A 16,131-nucleotide genomic window follows, 5' to 3' on the forward strand; every position below is an offset into this window, starting at 1 on the left:
ATATTTTTATGGAGGAATTATGAAAAAAATATTACAAATAAATATTTTATTAATGATGTTATTTATGTTTATGACACCTATTCATGCTTTAAGTGATGGAGCTTATTTAGTAAGTCGTTCTACAAGCTATACCAATCCTTTAACAGGGAAAACAGAAGATGGTGGAGAAAATATTGCTTTAGGTGAAAGTATGGTAAGCAATATTGTTGAAAGCCAATTATTGGTTGAACAAACGAATGGAAAATACTATATCACAGTGGGTTTGGGTTTAGCTTCTAATGTAAGTAATATCCGTTTTAAAGTAATGAATTCAAGTGGTTCTATGAGTTCTGTTTCAGCTACAAAAACAGGAAGTAGTAGCGCAAATGGAGATTCAGTTAATCATTATCGCCTACAAGTAAGCTCACTTGATCTTTATATAAGCCCAATCATATATGTTAATCCAATGGGTAGGGATGTACAATTCTTCATTAAACCAAATATTTCCTCGGCAATAGTGGGAACAGGAATTTATAGCAGTCAAATGATTTCTCAAGAATCAACCTCCACTTCTAGTCAAAACGAAAAAGAAAATAACGCAACATTGAATTCTTCAAGCCAAAAGGAAACAAAAGAAACAAGCACATCCATTGAAACAAATCCAACAGAAGAAACAACAGTAGGGACGATTACGAAAAAATCTTTAATGTCTAATGCAACAGGATTAAGTAATCATCTAATTAATTCTAAAGGGAAAGTAGATAAAAACTTAAAACTCAATAAAAAAAATTTAAAGAAGCACACAGAAGAGAAAAAGACTACAAAAAATTATTATCCATTGTTTATAAGTATTGGTATTGTGATTATTTTAGGAGGAATCATTTATGTTAAAAAAATTAAAAAGTAGTTTATTACTTGCTTGTTTACTATCACTTATAACAGGATGTGTAAACCAAAACCAGCAAACTCAAAATACAAAAGAAATTTCTGTTGTTGCAACCTCTATTGCGGTTACAGAAATACTTGATCAATTAGGTGTTTCGAAAAATCAAGTTATTGGTATCCCTCAAAGTGATAGTTATACTGTTCCTAAAAAATATCAAAAAGCAATAAAAGTGGGTAATGCTATGTCACCTGATATGGAAAAGATTTCTAATTTAAATCCTGACCTTATTTTAAGTCCTAATTCATTAGAAAGTGATCTTGCAAGTAAATATGAAAAATTAAAAATAAGTTCAACTTTTTTAAATCTTAAGAACTTATCAGGAATGTATAAAAGTATTGAAGAATTAGGAAAATTATTTAATAAAGAAAAACAAGCAAAAAAACTTATAGATGAATATGTAAATTACATGACATCTTTTAGAGAAAAATATAAAAATAATGTTAGTCCACGTGTTTTGATTTTAATGGGACTTCCAGGAGGAAGTTATGTTGTTGCTACAGAATCGAGTTATGTTGGTGATTTGGTTAAATTAGCTGGTGGAACAAATATTTACGGAGATGGTGATGGAAAAGATTTTGTGAACGTAAGTGTAGAAGATATGTTAAAACAAAATCCAGATCTTATTTTAAGAACTTCTCATGCAATGCCTGAACAAGTAAAAGAATACTTCCAACAAGAATTTTCTAATAATGAAACATGGCAACAATTTGATGCCGTTAAAAATAATAAAGTATATGATTTAAATAATGAATATTTTGGCATGAGTGCTAATTTTAATTATCAAAAAGGATTTGAAGATCTAGAAGGAATTTTATATGAAAACAATTAAAAAACATGCGCATCTCTTTATAGTAAGTTTAATTATTTTATTAGGAATTGTTTTCTTTATTGCTATCAATACTGGAACAATCAAAGTATCTTTTATTCAATTATTAAAAGGTTTATTTATTGAATACAACAAAGATGTCGCAAGTGTTTATCAAATACGTTTTCCGCGAGTTATTGTGATAATGTTAGTAGGATGTGCGCTCGCTTTATCAGGGTTATTATTTCAAGTTGTTTTAAAAAATCCTTTAGCGGATCCAGGAATTATAGGTATTAGTGCCGGAGCTCAATTAGTGAGTATACTAGTAGGTATATTTTTACCTGAGTTTTATACGGTAAAACCTCTATTAACATGTTTAGGAGGATTTCTTACATTTATTTTAATCTATAGTTTATCTTGGAAATCAGGTTTAAAGACGACAAGAATTATTCTTGTCGGTGTTGCAATTCATTATACCTTAACAGCAATCATTTCATTTATTGAAAGTATTTCTTCATCTATTTCATCATCGGTAGGTTCTGTTATTTTATATACCTGGAATGATGTTCAATTATTGATAGTTTATATTTTACCTATTTTAATTATTTTATGCTTTCTTACAAAAGCATGTGATTTATTAGGATTAGAAGATCGTACATTGTTATCTTTAGGAATAAATGTTAATTTTTATCGCTTTATTCTTTCTTTATTAGCTGTTCTTTTATGTAGTATTTCTGTATCAATTTCAGGCATTTTAAGTTTTGTTGGTTTATTGATTCCACATCTTTCACGTTTATTTGTAGGAAATAAACATTGTTATTTAATACCGACAAGTGGCTTATTAGGAGCTCTTATTCTTTTAATAGCTGATACCCTAGGGCGAGTCATTATTGCTCCTTATGAAATAACACCTGCTATTTTAATGGCTGTTATTGGTGGTCCATTATTTATTATCTTATTAAAAAGGAGTTCTATGCATGAAAGTTAAAAATCTATCATTTAGTTATCATCAAAACCCTTTTATAGAAAATTTAAATATAGAATTTAAAGAAAACCAAATAACGACAATTATTGGATCGAATGGTAGTGGTAAATCGACTTTACTTATGTTATTAAGTCGTATCTATAAACCACAAACAGGCTTTATAGAAATTAATCAACAAAATATACAAAATTATAAAATAAAAGAATTTGCACAAAAGGTTGCTGTTGTTCACCAAAAAAATCAAATTAATGGTGATCAAGACGTAAAAACAATTGTAGGCTATGGAAGATTACCTTACCTCCATTATTCACAAAAATTATCCCAAGAAGATTATGAAATCATAGATTGGGCTTTAGAAGTAACCAACCTAAAAGAATACAAAAACAGAACATTAAAAAGCTTATCAGGTGGACAACAACAACGTGTTTGGATTGCTATGGCTTTAGCCCAAAAAACACCTTATCTTTTATTAGATGAACCGACAACGTATTTAGATATAAGATATCAATTAGAACTCTTAAGATTACTTAAAGAAATAAATCAAAAATATAAAATAACGATTATTATGGTTTTACATGATATTAATCAAGCAATTCAATATTCAGATAATATTATAGCTATAAAAAAAGGAAGAATAATTGTAGAAGGAAAATCAAATGAAGTGATTACAAGTGAAGTTATTAGAGAAATCTATGGGATTGATTTAAAGATGACACAATTATCTAAACAACCCTATGTATTTACTGTATAGGGGCAATGCCCCTTTTTCCTTGACAGGTAAATAGGATTAGAATATCCTTATAGCATATTAATTCTATATAAAATAAAGAAACTGTTACAAAATAAAATTTGGGGGAAAATAAAAATATGGAAAGAATAACAAGTTTTAGCGTTGATCATCGTAAACTTACAAAAGGAGTTTATGTCTCAAGAATAGATGGAGACTTGATTACATACGATATTCGAATGACACAACCAAATGTTGAACCTGCATTAAAACCAGAAGCAGCACATACCATTGAACATATTGGGGCAACATTACTTAGAAATGGAAATTATAAAGATCAAGTGATTTATTTTGGACCAATGGGCTGTATGACAGGCTTTTATTTAATCGTAAGAGATTTAGATTTAGAAATAATTAAAGGAATTGTAAAAGATGTTTACACACAAATTGCTTCATGGAATCAAGAAATTCCAGGAGCGAAGGAAGAAGAATGTGGGAACTATACTTTTATGGATTTAGAAGAAGCTAAAAAAGCAGCAGATTATTTTGTAAACAGTAAATGGGAACATAAATATCATTTACTTTAAGAAGAAATTGTTCATATACAATTTCCTTTTTTTTGCTATAATGGGGTAAATGAGGTAAAGATATGAAGAAAACAAAAGAAATAATTATTGATGCGTTCTGGCAATTATTAGAAGAAAAAACCTTTAATAAAATAACAGTTCAAAACATTGTTGAACGTTGTGCATTAAATAGAAATACTTTTTATTATCATTTTCAAGATATCCCAAATCTTGCTGAATATACAGTAAAATTATGGGCAGATGAAATCATTCAAAACAATTATGAATTTGGTTCACCAATGACGTGTCTTTCTCCTTTGGTAGAAGAATTTATAAAACATAAAAAAGCTTTCCAACATCTTTATTCGTCAACTCAAAAAGATGAATTTATTACATATACGAATCATGTTGCTTTACATATTGTTAAAATGTTTATGAAGCAATCTTCTCATTATGTAACAAGAAGTAATGAAGAAAAAGAAACATTGACACATTTTTATAAATGCTTAATGATTGGTATTTTAATTGATTGGTTAGAATGCCAAGGAGATTATGATTTAAAATTATTTGTAGAAAAAATCTATCATTTAATCGATAATTCATCACAGACTTTATTATAAGTCTGTTTTTTAGTTATTTTCTCTTTTTTGTCCATTTTATAATAGATAAAAGAGGACTATATTATAAGTAGGAAGTGATAAATATGAAAACATTAAATAAAGTAAAAATGAGTATTTGAATCAATGCCTTAAGTGCTATTGTGATTGGTATTTTATTTTTAATCAATCCTCAAGAATCTTTTGAAGTCGTTACCATCATTGCTGGAATTATTATTACCGCAACAGGAATTATTGATTTTATTTATTATTTAAATGGTTGGCTTGATATTTATTTTATGAAGAATACGTTATTAAGTGGTTTTTTGAAATGTACCTTAGGAATCTTTGTTTTAACCCATATACCACTTATGACAATATTTTTCTCATATATCTTTAGTTTATATATTATTATTAGTGCACTCTATTGTTTAGAAGCCTATACGTTTATGAAATCGATGATTACATCATCTATTACCTTTGATTATTTCATTGTAACTATTTTAATTTTCACAGGACTTGTGATGTTCTTCTTAGCACCAAGTACAGTGATTTCATCATCTTTTGTCATTGGTATTTTGTTCCTTGTTAATGGTATAGGAAACCTACTGATTGCCTTAAGACTTACAAAACTTACAAAACAATATCGTAATTATCTTCAATAAGCAGAGAAATCTGCTTTTTTAATAACATGAAATTAACATATACAAATATAAATGGATAGCTGATCCCGAATCTCACTTATAAATCCAGTGAGCAGATGGAGCAACTTGGTAAGTATGGATTCTTACGCAGAGATTATCTGGAGAACCATCGAACTTCAGCGTATCAGGTGTTGTGAAGAGAGTTAGAGGGAGGAATGTATAATAGCAGAGATGAAAAGGGTTGAGAAATCTGTGTTTTGGAAAAACTATGTGGTAAAATATATATACGAGAAATCTGTAAATTGGAATTTTGCTTTCGATGACCAGAATGAAAATCGTTACCGTTGCGCCTGTTTTCACAAGCGTTGCGTGACATAAAAAGAATTCTATTTTAATATCAAAGTATCAAAAACAAAGGAGGTTCTTTTTATGTTGAAGGAATTAAAGAAAAACAAAATGAGTGTTGTTGCAACTGGAATTTTATTTGGTGTTATGGGGGTATTAATTATTCCTATGATAGCAGTAATTGTAAAAATATCGAATGCATTATCCCAAAAACATCCTAGGATATACAAGTATAGTATGATTGCTTTTATTGGTATGTTATTGGCAATTAGCCTATTTTGCGTTGTTATTAAACATCAGATGAGTTTTCTTGTAATAGTTGCTTGTTTAGTTGCTTGTTTAGCAATAGCATTATGCGACACTATTAAAAACAGATAATAAATGGAGTACAACTATGGAAATATCAGATTTGATTAAATCAGCCAGAATTGAAAAGGGCTTAACCCAACAACAACTGGCTGATGTTGTCTTTGTTACGCGACAGACAATTTCGAAATGGGAATTGGGAAAAAGTGTTCCTGACCAAGCCTCTCTTATATTGCTATACCAGTATTTGGATATCAAGGATAATGAGAAAAAACAGTTATCAAAGCTTATTTTTAATAAGCAAAATATTATATTAATTTTGATTGCAATCTTATTTTCTCCTATGGTTATTGGAGTACGTTTTATCTGTTGTAAAATTGATAAGATTGAAAATCGAAAAATTAAAGCGGTAATCAAGGTTATTGGCTTTGTTGTATTCTCATCGTATCTAGTATCTTTAAAAGAAAATGTGGCGTATTTGTTAATTGGTATATTTTCTCTGGTGTATTTGTTATATCAATTCTATTTGAGTGGATTGGAAACTAAATGATTTGTGTCAGCAAGTTTAAGGCAAGCGATAATTCATGAAATTCCAGTTTGTAAGGAAACAATCATATTGCAGAAAAGTCTCATGTGGAGAATGAGATGTCTAAAATGAACCTGTTAGAAACCGTACCTGTTGTGGTATAAACTATAAGTTATTGTCGTAAAAATGTGGTCAAATCAAGTGTGAAAGCAAGTTAAAAATCTTTATGAAGCCTGTAAAATCAAGGCTTCATAAAATAATTAGCACTTACCACTTGTTATTGTGACGTTGGTTTTGTCTAGTTTCATATAGTCCCGTAACGCCCTAGTTACAAGGGTTTCACGGATTTTAAAAATTTGTAGCTGTTCATCAAAAATCGTCATTTTTCAGAAATTTGGGGTCAAAATTGGCGTCAGATAGCACACCAGAGAGAAAAATTAAATATTTTATAGACTATGGAACGTACACTTTTGGCGTTCCTTTTCTATTTCCAGTCGTTCAGAAATGGACGGCTTTTTTCATACCCAAAATCGAAAGGAGAAAGAGAAAATATGAATAAGCTAGTAAAGCGATTGCTGACAGGAACGCTTGCTTTTGCAACCATTCTTACGGCATTACCAGTGACGGCGGTTCATGCTTCCGGCAATCAATACTGGACAGAATCAGCAGAACGTGTCGGCTACATTGAACACGTTATGAATGACGGTTCTATCAAATCTACATTCAATGAGGGACACATGAAAGTTGAGGGAGAAACTGCCTACTGTGTGGACATCAATACCAGTTTTAAGAATGGATATAAAACACGTTCTGACGCAAGCACCCGTATGAGTAGCGATCAAATTGCGGACGTTGCTCTTTCCTTAGAGTACGTCAAGCAATATACCGCTTCTCATACGAACTTGAATTACAAACAGGGATACTTGCTGGAACAGTGTGTTGTCTGGCAGAGATTGAGTGAACAGCTCGGCTGGCAGTGCGATAACGTCAGAGCTTCCTATAATGAAATTTCACAGGCGGTACAGAATGAAGTGTACGCTGGTGCGAAAGCATTTGTGAAAGCAAACAAGGGACGTTATGAATGTGGCGGTTACATTTATACTGGCGAAGGACAGGACATCGGACAGTTCTGGGCGAAGTTAAATGTGGGAAATGCAAAGGTCAAAAAGACTTCTTCCAATCCCACGGTCACAGATGGAAATGCCAACTATTCCTTTGAGGGTGCGACATTTGGTGTCTATTCTGATAAGGGCTGTAACAGCCAGCTTGCCACACTTACTGCCGATGGAAACGGCGATACCAAAGAAGTTGAGGTAAAAGCCGGAACAGTTTACATCAAAGAACTTTCTGCTCCAAAGGGTTACAAGCTGGATTCTACTGTCCATGCCTTAAATGTGGAAGTTGGAAAAACAGCGACATTAACTGTTGCTGACACTCCAAAGGTCACAGAGACTTTGATTGATTTATTCAAAATTGACATGGAAACAGGAAAATCCACTCCACAGGGAAATGCATCTTTAGAGGGTGCAGAGTTCACATGGAGCTATTATGACGGTTACTACAATGCAGACAATCTTCCTGCAAAGGCTACCCGTACATGGACAACCAAAACCGTTGCCGAAAAAGACAGTGACGGAACTATCCATTATGTATCCAGACTTGCCGACAGCTACAAAGTATCCGGCGACAGCTTCTATACACAGGACGGTAAGAATGTACTGCCACTTGGTACACTCACTGTCACAGAAACGAAAGCACCAAACGGCTACTTATTAGATGGTGCATATATGCAGGCTGACGGAAGTTCTGAACAGATTAAGGGAACATACCTTACACAGATTTCCGAAGATGGCGAACTTGCCGTACTTTCTGGAAGCAACCAGTATTCCGTATCTGACAAGGTTATCCGTGGCGGTGTAAAAATCCAGAAACGTGACCTTGAAACAAAGGATACCAAAGCACAAGGAAGTGCAACCTTACAGTACACAGAATTTAATATCATTTCCTTAAATGACAGTCCTGTACTGGTTGAGGGAAAACTATACAACAAGAATGAAACTGTCAAGAAGATTCAGACAGGCATTGATGGAATTGCTTCTACTTCTGCTGATTTACTCCCTTACGGAAATTACAGATTAGAAGAAAGCAAAGCACCAGAGGGCTACTTAACAGACGGTGCAAAAGCAATCGACTTTTCTATCACGGAAGATGGAAAAATCGTGGACTTGACCGATAAATCCCACTCTGTCTACAACCAGATTAAACGTGGCGATATTGAGGGTGTAAAAATCGGTGCAGGTACACACAAACGCCTTGCAGGTGTTCCGTTCAGAATCACAAGCAAGACAACGGGAGAATCCCACATCGTAGTTACTGACAAAAACGGTCAGTTCTCCACTGCTTCAAGCTGGGCTTCCCACAAGGTCAATACCAATGCCGGAAAATCCAGTGAGGACGGTGTATGGTTTGGTACATCTGAACCAGACGACAGCAAAGGTGCATTACTCTATGATACCTATGTGATTGAGGAATTAAAGTGTGATTCCAACGCCAGATTTAAGCTGATTCCAGCTTTTGAGGTGGTCGTATCCAGAAATAAAGTGACCGTAGATTTAGGGACACTTACTGATGAATACGAAAAAGAAATCACAATCCATACCACAGCGACCGACAAGAAAACAGGCGAAAAAATGATTGTTGCCGGAAAGGACATCAAGATCGTGGACAAAGTCACACTTGATGGCTTGGAAGCTGGAACAAAATATAAACTTTCCGGCTGGCAGATGTTAAAGGAAGAAAACGCCGAACTTCTGATTGACGGGAAACGTGTAGACAGTAATTATACTTTCACTGCTGACAGTGAAAAAATGACGGTTGAGATTACTTACAGTTTTGACGGTTCAGCTCTTGGCGGTCAGAACCTTGTTACTTTTGAGGAATTGTACGATATAAGCAATCCGAAAGAGCCTGTCAAGGTTGCCGAACATAAAGACATCAACGATGATGGACAGACTGTTCTTATCACAGAACGTATCATCAAAATCCATACGACCGCTACGGACAAGAACGGCAAGAAAGAAATCGAAGCCGGAAAAGATGTAACGATTGTGGATAAAGTCACATTAGATGGGCTGGAAGTTGGAACAAAATACAAACTTTCCGGCTGGCAGATGTTAAAAGAGGAAAATGCAGAACTTCTGATTGATGGAAAGAAAGTATCCAATGATTATGAGTTTACAGCCGACAATGAAAAAATGACAGTTGAGATTGCATTTACTTTTGATGGTTCTTCTCTTGGTGGCAAGAGCCTTGTCACATTTGAGGAATTATACGATATGACCAATCCAGACGAACCAAAGAAAGTGACAGAACATAAGGACATCACAGACGATGGACAGACTGTGACAATCAAGGAAGTGCCGGAAGTCCCAGACACATCAAAGGATACCGACACGCCGGATACACCATCTACGGTTACTAAGACAAGTGACAGTCCAAAAACAGGCGACAATACCAATATCTATGCTTATCTTGCCATGCTCGGTCTTTCCTGCGTAGGGCTTGGCGGTATGCTTTACTTCAAACGCCGTAGAAAGAAATCATAAGGCGGTAATGTAGCGGTTGGTAGAGCGTTCAAGGTCGCCACCCTTTTTGTAACTTCACGCTCCCGTGAAGCTCTGATTTACGGGAGCGTGAAGTCCACTAGGGGCGTGGGGAGTGTAGCTCCCCACAAAGTACAGCAGGAAAGAAAATAAAACAGAAAGAAAAGAGGTCAATCATTTATGGAATTAAGATTTGTCGTACCAAACATGGAAAAGACATTCGGGAACTTGGAGTTTGCCGGAGAAAATACTACGGAACAGCAGAGAATCAACGGGCGTATGGCTGTCATTACCAGAAGCTACAACCTGTATTCCGATGTGCAGAGAGCCGATGATGTAGTTGTGACACTTCCTGCCAAAGCTGGCGAAAAGCATTTCTCGCCGGAGCAGAAAGTAAAACTTATCAACCCACGAATCACTACTGATGGCTATAAAATCGGAGAACGTGGATTTGTCAATTACATCTTACTTGCAGACGATATGTTACCAGCAGAAAATAAATAAGGGGGTATTCAGATTATGAGATTAGCAAATGGAATCGTCATTGATAAAGAAAAGACTTTTGGAGTGTTGAAGTTCTCCGCATTACGCCGTGAGGTTCATGTACAGAATGAAGATGGAACAGTCAGTGAAGAAATCAAGGAACGCACTTACGATTTGAAGTGCAACACACAGGGACGCATGATACAGGTATCCGTTCCGGCGACTGTTCCATTAAAGGACTATGACTACAATGCCGAAGTGGAACTTATCAACCCTGTTGCGGATACGGTAGCCAATGCAAATTACCGTGGTGCAGATGTGGACTGGTATGTAAAGGCAGATGACATTGTTCCGAAGAACAAAGGTACTCATGCCGGAAATCCACAGAACAACGCCCTACAGCAACCGCCGAAGAAATAGATTCATAATTTAGATTCTCATTGTATTGCTCAGAGGTAATTGATATAATGCATTATATAATCATGTCAGATTTTTAGGTGTTGAATCTAAAATGGTATGATATAACAAAAATCAAAAAAATGAGGATAACAATATACATTCAAAAGAAAAGATAGAAAATGTAAAACTCGATCTTCAAAATGTAGATACAGTGATAGATGTAAAACATAATCCAGTAATTTCAGCATTTGTTTCATCAATAAAAACAGTTCCGTTTTTCGGTGATTTAATAGATGATTCTTTAGAATATACTTTGACAGATTTTCAAAATAAAAAGCAACAACAACTTTTAGAAGTTATTAATAATGCATCTGTTGGGTCAGTTACATCAGACATGGTAAATGATGTAGAATTTATTATGAGTTTCGCAAAAACACAGAATGCTGTCAATAAGGCGTTGAATGGAGATAAGGTAAAATTCTATGGAAATTTGCTAATAAACGGGTATTTGAATGGAAATGATAAAATATCAACAGACGAGTTTGAAGAATATATAGAATTAATAAACACACTTTCCTATAGAGAATTAGAATATTTGTCATTTTTTAAAGAGTTCTCGAATGAATACAAAGGACGATTAGTATATCAAAATTGGAGAAAATTTTGTGCGGAATTTAGGAAAAATTTTCCAAACAGAGATGTTGATTCCGTATTTAAGCGTCTACAACGAACTGGGTTTTTAAGTGAAGTGATAGAAACTGCTGATGTTGAGGGAGAAACATTGTCATTGGATATTAATTCTGTCGGTTTTGAAGCTGAACCAGAGTTTTCTCGATTTAATGAAATTGTATTGAAAACACTTTATGAAGACCAGACAACTTCTAGTTCTACAATTTAATACTTATATTCACAAAGCAGTTAGTCTACACGATTGACTGCTTTTCTTATACCCGAAGAAAGGAGTTTTAATGCAAGTATGGAAAAAATCTAAAGGTAATAGGATTCGTGCCAGTGACAAATCACTGGTTTATCATTTCTGTATCGGCTGGTTGTTGCTCCTGTTCGTTGCGGTATTCCTGCTACTGAACCTGCGACAGCTCCTTGTTACCGACTGGAAAGATTTTAACCTGCTCCATGCTGGAATTACTTGGACTGCCTACAATTCCATTACGGTTCTGATAGCGACTGGTGTTTGTGCATTGGTCGCTTTTCTTTACTACCGCTACCGCTACCGATACGACCATATCAAGCGGTTGTTACACCGCCAAAAGCTGGCTCGTATGGTACTGGAAAATAAATGGTACGAAGCAGAAACTACCAAAAACAACGTTTTTTTCACTGACCTGCAAAGCAGATCAAGAGAAAAAATCGTATGGTTTCCAAAAATCTATTATCAGATGGATAATGGCTTGCTCCATATCCTGTGTGAAATCACAATGGGAAAATATCAAGAACAGCTCCTGTCCTTAGAGGATAAACTGGAATCGGGGCTGTACTGTGAACTGACCGACAAGACACTGCATGACGGATACATCGAATACACCCTGCTCTATGATATGATAGCGAACCGTATTTCGATTGATGAAGTGATTGCTGAAAACGGCGGTCTGCGGTTAATGAAAAATCTGGTGTGGGAATATGATTCACTTCCCCATGCTCTTATCTGCGGTGGTACAGGTGGTGGAAAGACCTATTTTCTGCTGACCATCATTGAAGCTCTGCTTAGAACCAATGCGGATTTATACATTCTTGACCCGAAGAACGCTGACCTTGCAGACTTGGGAACAGTCATGGGAAATGTCTACCAAACGAAAGACGATATGATTGACTGCGTCAATGCCTTTTATGAGGGCATGGTCACACGCTCGGAAGAAATGAAACTGCACCCGAACTACCGTACAGGGGAAAACTATGCCTATCTGGGGCTTGCTCCACAGTTCCTTATCTTTGATGAATACGTGGCTTTCCTAGAAATGCTCACGACAAAAGAAAGCACCGCCCTGTTAAGCCAGCTAAAGAAAATTGTCATGCTCGGCAGACAGGCTGGATACTTTCTGATTGTAGCTTGCCAGCGTCCAGACGCAAAGTATTTTGGGGACGGTATCAGAGATAATTTCAACTTCCGTGTGGGACTTGGTCGCATGAGTGAACTCGGTTATGGTATGCTCTTTGGAAGTGATGTAAAAAAACAGTTTTTCCAGAAGCGAATCAAAGGGCGTGGATATTGTGATGTGGGAACAAGCGTCATATCTGAATTTTACACTCCCCTTGTACCCAAAGGCTATGATTTCTTAGGTACGATTGGGAAACTTGCACACATAAGGCAGGACGGACAGGTGGCGTGCGGAGCGAAAGCCACAGGTACGGACTAGCCTTGCTGGTGTGGCGGTAGCCACGCCAGCATATATCAAGCCCCTCGGTATCTAACAGAGGGGCACAAATCACAAGGAAACATACACAAAAGTTACCGATTCTTGGCTGAAATCAAGCGTTTGGTAGCTTTTTTTATTGCTGTGACATCGGATAAAAAATGTCACAGTTTTTTTGTAAAGGGGGTATCGCACTGAATGATACAGAGTGGATACAGGATTTTGCAGACAAGCGTTTGCAGTACGGTGTATCCCAGACGAAACTTGCGGTCATGGCTGGAATCAGCCGTGAACATTTAAGCCGTATCGAATCCGGCAAGGTGGCGGTCACAGAAGAAATGAAAGTGAAACTTTTGGAAGCTCTGGAAAAATTCAATCCAGAAGCACCGCTTACCATGCTGTTTGACTATGTGAGGATACGGTTTCCGACACTGGATATTGGACACATCATTAAGGACATCTTACTGCTCAATATCCAGTACATGATACATGAGGACTTCGGGCATTACAGCTACACAGAACACTACTACATCGGAGATATTTTCGTATATACTTCCCCAGATGAAGAAAAAGGTGTCCTGCTGGAACTGAAAGGAAAAGGCTGTCGCCAGTTTGAAAGTTATCTGCTGGCACAGGAACGGAGCTGGTATGACTTCCTTATGGACGCTCTGGTGGACGGCGGTGTGATGAAACGCCTTGACCTTGCCATCAATGACCATACGGGAATGTTGGATATTCCAGAACTGACCGAAAAATGCCGGAATGAGGAATGTGTATCGGTGTTCCGTTCCTTTAAGTCTTATGCTTCCGGCGAACTGGTCAAGCATGAGGAACAGGACAAGGCTGGTATGGGCTACACGCTTTATATCGGCTCATTGAAAAGTGAGGTGTACTTCTGTGTCTATGAAAAAAGCTATGAGCAGTACATCAAACTGGGGATACCCATTGAGGAAGCACCGATAAAAAACAGATTTGAAATACGGTTGAAAAATGAACGTGCTTATTATGCTGTCCGTGACCTGCTGACCTACTATGACGCTGAACGGACGGCATTTTCTATTATCAACCGTTATGTACGCTTCGTGGATAAGGAAGCAGACAAGAAACGGAGCGACTGGAAATTATCTGTCCGATGGGCGTGGTTCATCGGGGAAAACAGAGAGCCGTTAAAGCTCACGACCAAACCCGAACCCTACACACTGGACAGAACCCTACGCTGGATTCAACGGCAGGTTGACCCGACACTCAAAATGCTGGAAGCAATCACAGCGAAAACAGGGATTGATTATCTGAAAGAAATCCGTAAATCCACGAAACTGACGGAAAAGCACTACAAGATAATCGAACAGCAGACCACAGCTACCGAAGATGTGATTTTGGAAAAGGAGAATTGAAAAATGCAACGATTATTATTTGATTTCCTGTTCTTCTCTTTAGGGGGAACAGTTGGCGTGATTGCCATGTGTATTTTACAGGCTGGCAGACAGTCTGACAGAAAAATGATGGAACTGAAAGGAGAAAAGAAAGCATGAATTTTGGACAGAACCTTTATAACTGGTTTTTAAGCAATGCACAGAGCCTTGTGCTGATGGCGATTGTGGTTATCGGTATCTACTTGGGATTCAAACGTGAGTTTTCCAAACTCATCGGATTCTTGGTAGTTGCCTTAGTAGCAGTTGGTCTTGTATTCAATGCGTCCGGCGTAAAAGACGTATTGTTACAGCTATTCAATAAGATTATTGGAGCGTAAGCCTATGGAAGAATGTAGCGTATTGATAGAAAGTACCTTGCCAGCAGAGGATAAAACCTCTCGCTGGTTCAATCTCCCCATTGATTATGAGCTGTTCCATGACCTGCTCGGTGTGGAAGCTGACAGTGGCGATTATCAGATTATAGATATGAAACTCCCTTTTGCTGGCGATATTGTAAGAACAACCAGCGTCAGACGATTGAATAAGCTGTACTTTGCTTACATGGAGTTACCGCCAGAAGTTCAACAGGCATACAATGACTTGATTTCCTATTGTGGCGGTGTTGAGGATTTATTACAGAAATCAGAAGAATTTCGGTTTTATCCAGAGTGTCACAACATCATGGACGTTGCCCGTTACCGACTGGAACATAACATTGAATTTTCTGCCCTCTCCGAAAAAGGGAAAAAATACTTTAATCTGGAAGCCTATGCACAGGAGCTGGAAGAAACAGGACGTTATGTTGTCAGTGAAAACGGTATGTTCAAGCTCTGATAGACACCGAAAGGAAGTGAACCACTTATGATTGATGATATGCAAGTCTATATAGCCAATCTTGGCAAGTACAATGAGGGAGAACTGGTCGGGGACTGGTTCTCTTTTCCGTTAGACGAAGAAGTGATTGCAGAACGTATCGGCTTAAATGCAGAGTACGAAGAATACGCAATCCATGATACGGACAACTTCCCGATGGAGATTAGCGAATACATTTCCATCGAAGAACTGAACCGTATCTATGAGCAGTTGGAAGAATTACCGGATTACCTGCTGGACGACTTGGACAGTTTTATATCCTGCTATGGGAGTCTGGAAGAACTGGTGGAACATAAGGACGACATCATTCTGTATTCCGGCTGTGAAACGATGACCGATTTAGCCTACTATCTGATTGATGAAGAACAGGTACTCGGAGAAATCCCGTCCTCTTTACAGAACTATATCGACTATGAAGCCTACGGGCGTGACCTCGATATAGAGGGGACATTTATTGCAACAAACGCTGGTATCTGTGAGGTACTGCGTTAAGGGCTGGCAGATCAGCACCGCCACTGGTGCTACTGTCAGCTTTTCTCTTGGGGCAGTCTGGAAAATCCGGCTGTCC

General features: G+C 36.8%; 20 protein-coding genes. All 20 read left to right on the plus strand.

Annotated elements, in window-relative coordinates; genetic code table 11:
• The first annotated feature begins 19 nt into the window (after window positions 1–19).
• The 20 genes from C7U55_RS04040 to C7U55_RS04140 all read left to right on the plus strand — a co-directional run bounded on the left by C7U55_RS04040 (window position 20) and on the right by C7U55_RS04140 (window position 16,055).
• The gene (locus C7U55_RS04040) at window positions 20–886 is read left to right on the plus strand and encodes a heme-binding Shp domain-containing protein (RefSeq protein WP_227213297.1); all 867 of its coding nucleotides are present in this window, start codon (window positions 20–22) and stop codon (window positions 884–886) included.
• On the plus strand, window positions 864–1,754 hold the full coding sequence (isdE, locus tag C7U55_RS04045; RefSeq protein WP_106987456.1) for a heme ABC transporter substrate-binding protein IsdE: 891 nt from the start codon (window positions 864–866) through the stop codon (window positions 1,752–1,754). Before C7U55_RS04040 ends, isdE begins: the two co-directional genes overlap by 23 nt.
• On the plus strand, window positions 1,741–2,718 hold the full coding sequence (locus tag C7U55_RS04050; RefSeq protein ID WP_106987457.1) for a FecCD family ABC transporter permease: 978 nt from the start codon (window positions 1,741–1,743) through the stop codon (window positions 2,716–2,718). The genes isdE and C7U55_RS04050 overlap by 14 nt, the downstream gene beginning before the upstream one ends.
• On the plus strand, window positions 2,708–3,466 hold the full coding sequence (locus tag C7U55_RS04055; protein ID WP_106987458.1) for an ABC transporter ATP-binding protein: 759 nt from the start codon (window positions 2,708–2,710) through the stop codon (window positions 3,464–3,466). Before C7U55_RS04050 ends, C7U55_RS04055 begins: the two co-directional genes overlap by 11 nt.
• A 116-nt stretch (window positions 3,467–3,582) precedes the next feature.
• A complete protein-coding gene (locus C7U55_RS04060; protein ID WP_106987459.1) occupies window positions 3,583–4,029 on the plus strand; it encodes an S-ribosylhomocysteine lyase in 447 nt (148 codons plus the stop codon).
• A gap of 62 nt (window positions 4,030–4,091) precedes the next feature.
• On the plus strand, window positions 4,092–4,628 hold the full coding sequence (locus tag C7U55_RS04065; protein ID WP_106987460.1) for a TetR/AcrR family transcriptional regulator C-terminal domain-containing protein: 537 nt from the start codon (window positions 4,092–4,094) through the stop codon (window positions 4,626–4,628).
• Between the two features lie 140 nt (window positions 4,629–4,768).
• The gene (locus C7U55_RS04070; RefSeq protein WP_162297404.1) at window positions 4,769–5,269 is read left to right on the plus strand and encodes a DUF308 domain-containing protein; all 501 of its coding nucleotides are present in this window, start codon (window positions 4,769–4,771) and stop codon (window positions 5,267–5,269) included.
• 62 nt (window positions 5,270–5,331) lie between these two features.
• Complete coding sequence (locus C7U55_RS14220; RefSeq protein ID WP_396129979.1) at window positions 5,332–5,445, plus strand: TnpV protein; 114 nt, start codon at window positions 5,332–5,334, stop codon at window positions 5,443–5,445.
• 232 nt (window positions 5,446–5,677) lie between these two features.
• A complete protein-coding gene (locus C7U55_RS04080; RefSeq protein WP_106987462.1) occupies window positions 5,678–5,971 on the plus strand; it encodes a hypothetical protein in 294 nt (97 codons plus the stop codon).
• A gap of 16 nt (window positions 5,972–5,987) precedes the next feature.
• Entirely contained in the window at window positions 5,988–6,449 is a 462-nt protein-coding gene (locus C7U55_RS04085; protein WP_007887521.1) for a helix-turn-helix transcriptional regulator, read from the plus strand.
• Window positions 6,450–6,976: 527 nt separating this feature from the next.
• Entirely contained in the window at window positions 6,977–10,030 is a 3,054-nt protein-coding gene (locus C7U55_RS04095; RefSeq protein ID WP_106987463.1) for a VaFE repeat-containing surface-anchored protein, read from the plus strand.
• A gap of 177 nt (window positions 10,031–10,207) precedes the next feature.
• Entirely contained in the window at window positions 10,208–10,531 is a 324-nt protein-coding gene (locus C7U55_RS04100) for a YdcP family protein (protein ID WP_005334875.1), read from the plus strand.
• Between the two features lie 15 nt (window positions 10,532–10,546).
• Window positions 10,547–10,930, plus strand: coding sequence for a YdcP family protein (locus tag C7U55_RS04105; RefSeq protein ID WP_106987464.1), 384 nt, complete (start codon window positions 10,547–10,549; stop codon window positions 10,928–10,930).
• 190 nt (window positions 10,931–11,120) lie between these two features.
• Window positions 11,121–11,807 carry a hypothetical protein gene (locus tag C7U55_RS04110; protein WP_106987465.1) on the plus strand — a complete coding sequence of 229 codons (687 nt, stop codon included), beginning with the start codon at window positions 11,121–11,123 and terminating at the stop codon, window positions 11,805–11,807.
• 70 nt (window positions 11,808–11,877) lie between these two features.
• Window positions 11,878–13,281, plus strand: a complete 1,404-nt coding sequence (locus tag C7U55_RS04115; RefSeq protein ID WP_106987466.1) for an FtsK/SpoIIIE domain-containing protein — start codon at window positions 11,878–11,880, stop codon at window positions 13,279–13,281.
• Between the two features lie 158 nt (window positions 13,282–13,439).
• Window positions 13,440–14,672 (plus strand): MobT family relaxase, encoded by a 1,233-nt coding sequence (gene mobT, locus C7U55_RS04120; protein ID WP_106987467.1) that lies wholly within the window; start codon window positions 13,440–13,442, stop codon window positions 14,670–14,672.
• 3 nt (window positions 14,673–14,675) lie between these two features.
• On the plus strand, window positions 14,676–14,810 hold the full coding sequence (locus tag C7U55_RS04125) for a DUF3789 domain-containing protein (RefSeq protein WP_005611092.1): 135 nt from the start codon (window positions 14,676–14,678) through the stop codon (window positions 14,808–14,810).
• A complete protein-coding gene (locus C7U55_RS04130; RefSeq protein WP_004844214.1) occupies window positions 14,807–15,028 on the plus strand; it encodes a hypothetical protein in 222 nt (73 codons plus the stop codon). Before C7U55_RS04125 ends, C7U55_RS04130 begins: the two co-directional genes overlap by 4 nt.
• A 4-nt stretch (window positions 15,029–15,032) precedes the next feature.
• Window positions 15,033–15,524, plus strand: coding sequence for an antirestriction protein ArdA (locus tag C7U55_RS04135; protein ID WP_106987468.1), 492 nt, complete (start codon window positions 15,033–15,035; stop codon window positions 15,522–15,524).
• 27 nt (window positions 15,525–15,551) lie between these two features.
• On the plus strand, window positions 15,552–16,055 hold the full coding sequence (locus C7U55_RS04140) for an antirestriction protein ArdA (RefSeq protein ID WP_005423194.1): 504 nt from the start codon (window positions 15,552–15,554) through the stop codon (window positions 16,053–16,055).
• Window positions 16,056–16,131: the final 76 nt, after the last annotated feature.

The organism is Faecalibacillus faecis, from assembly GCF_003024675.1.
GTDB classification, from domain to species: domain Bacteria; phylum Bacillota_I; class Bacilli_A; order Erysipelotrichales; family Coprobacillaceae; genus Faecalibacillus; species Faecalibacillus faecis.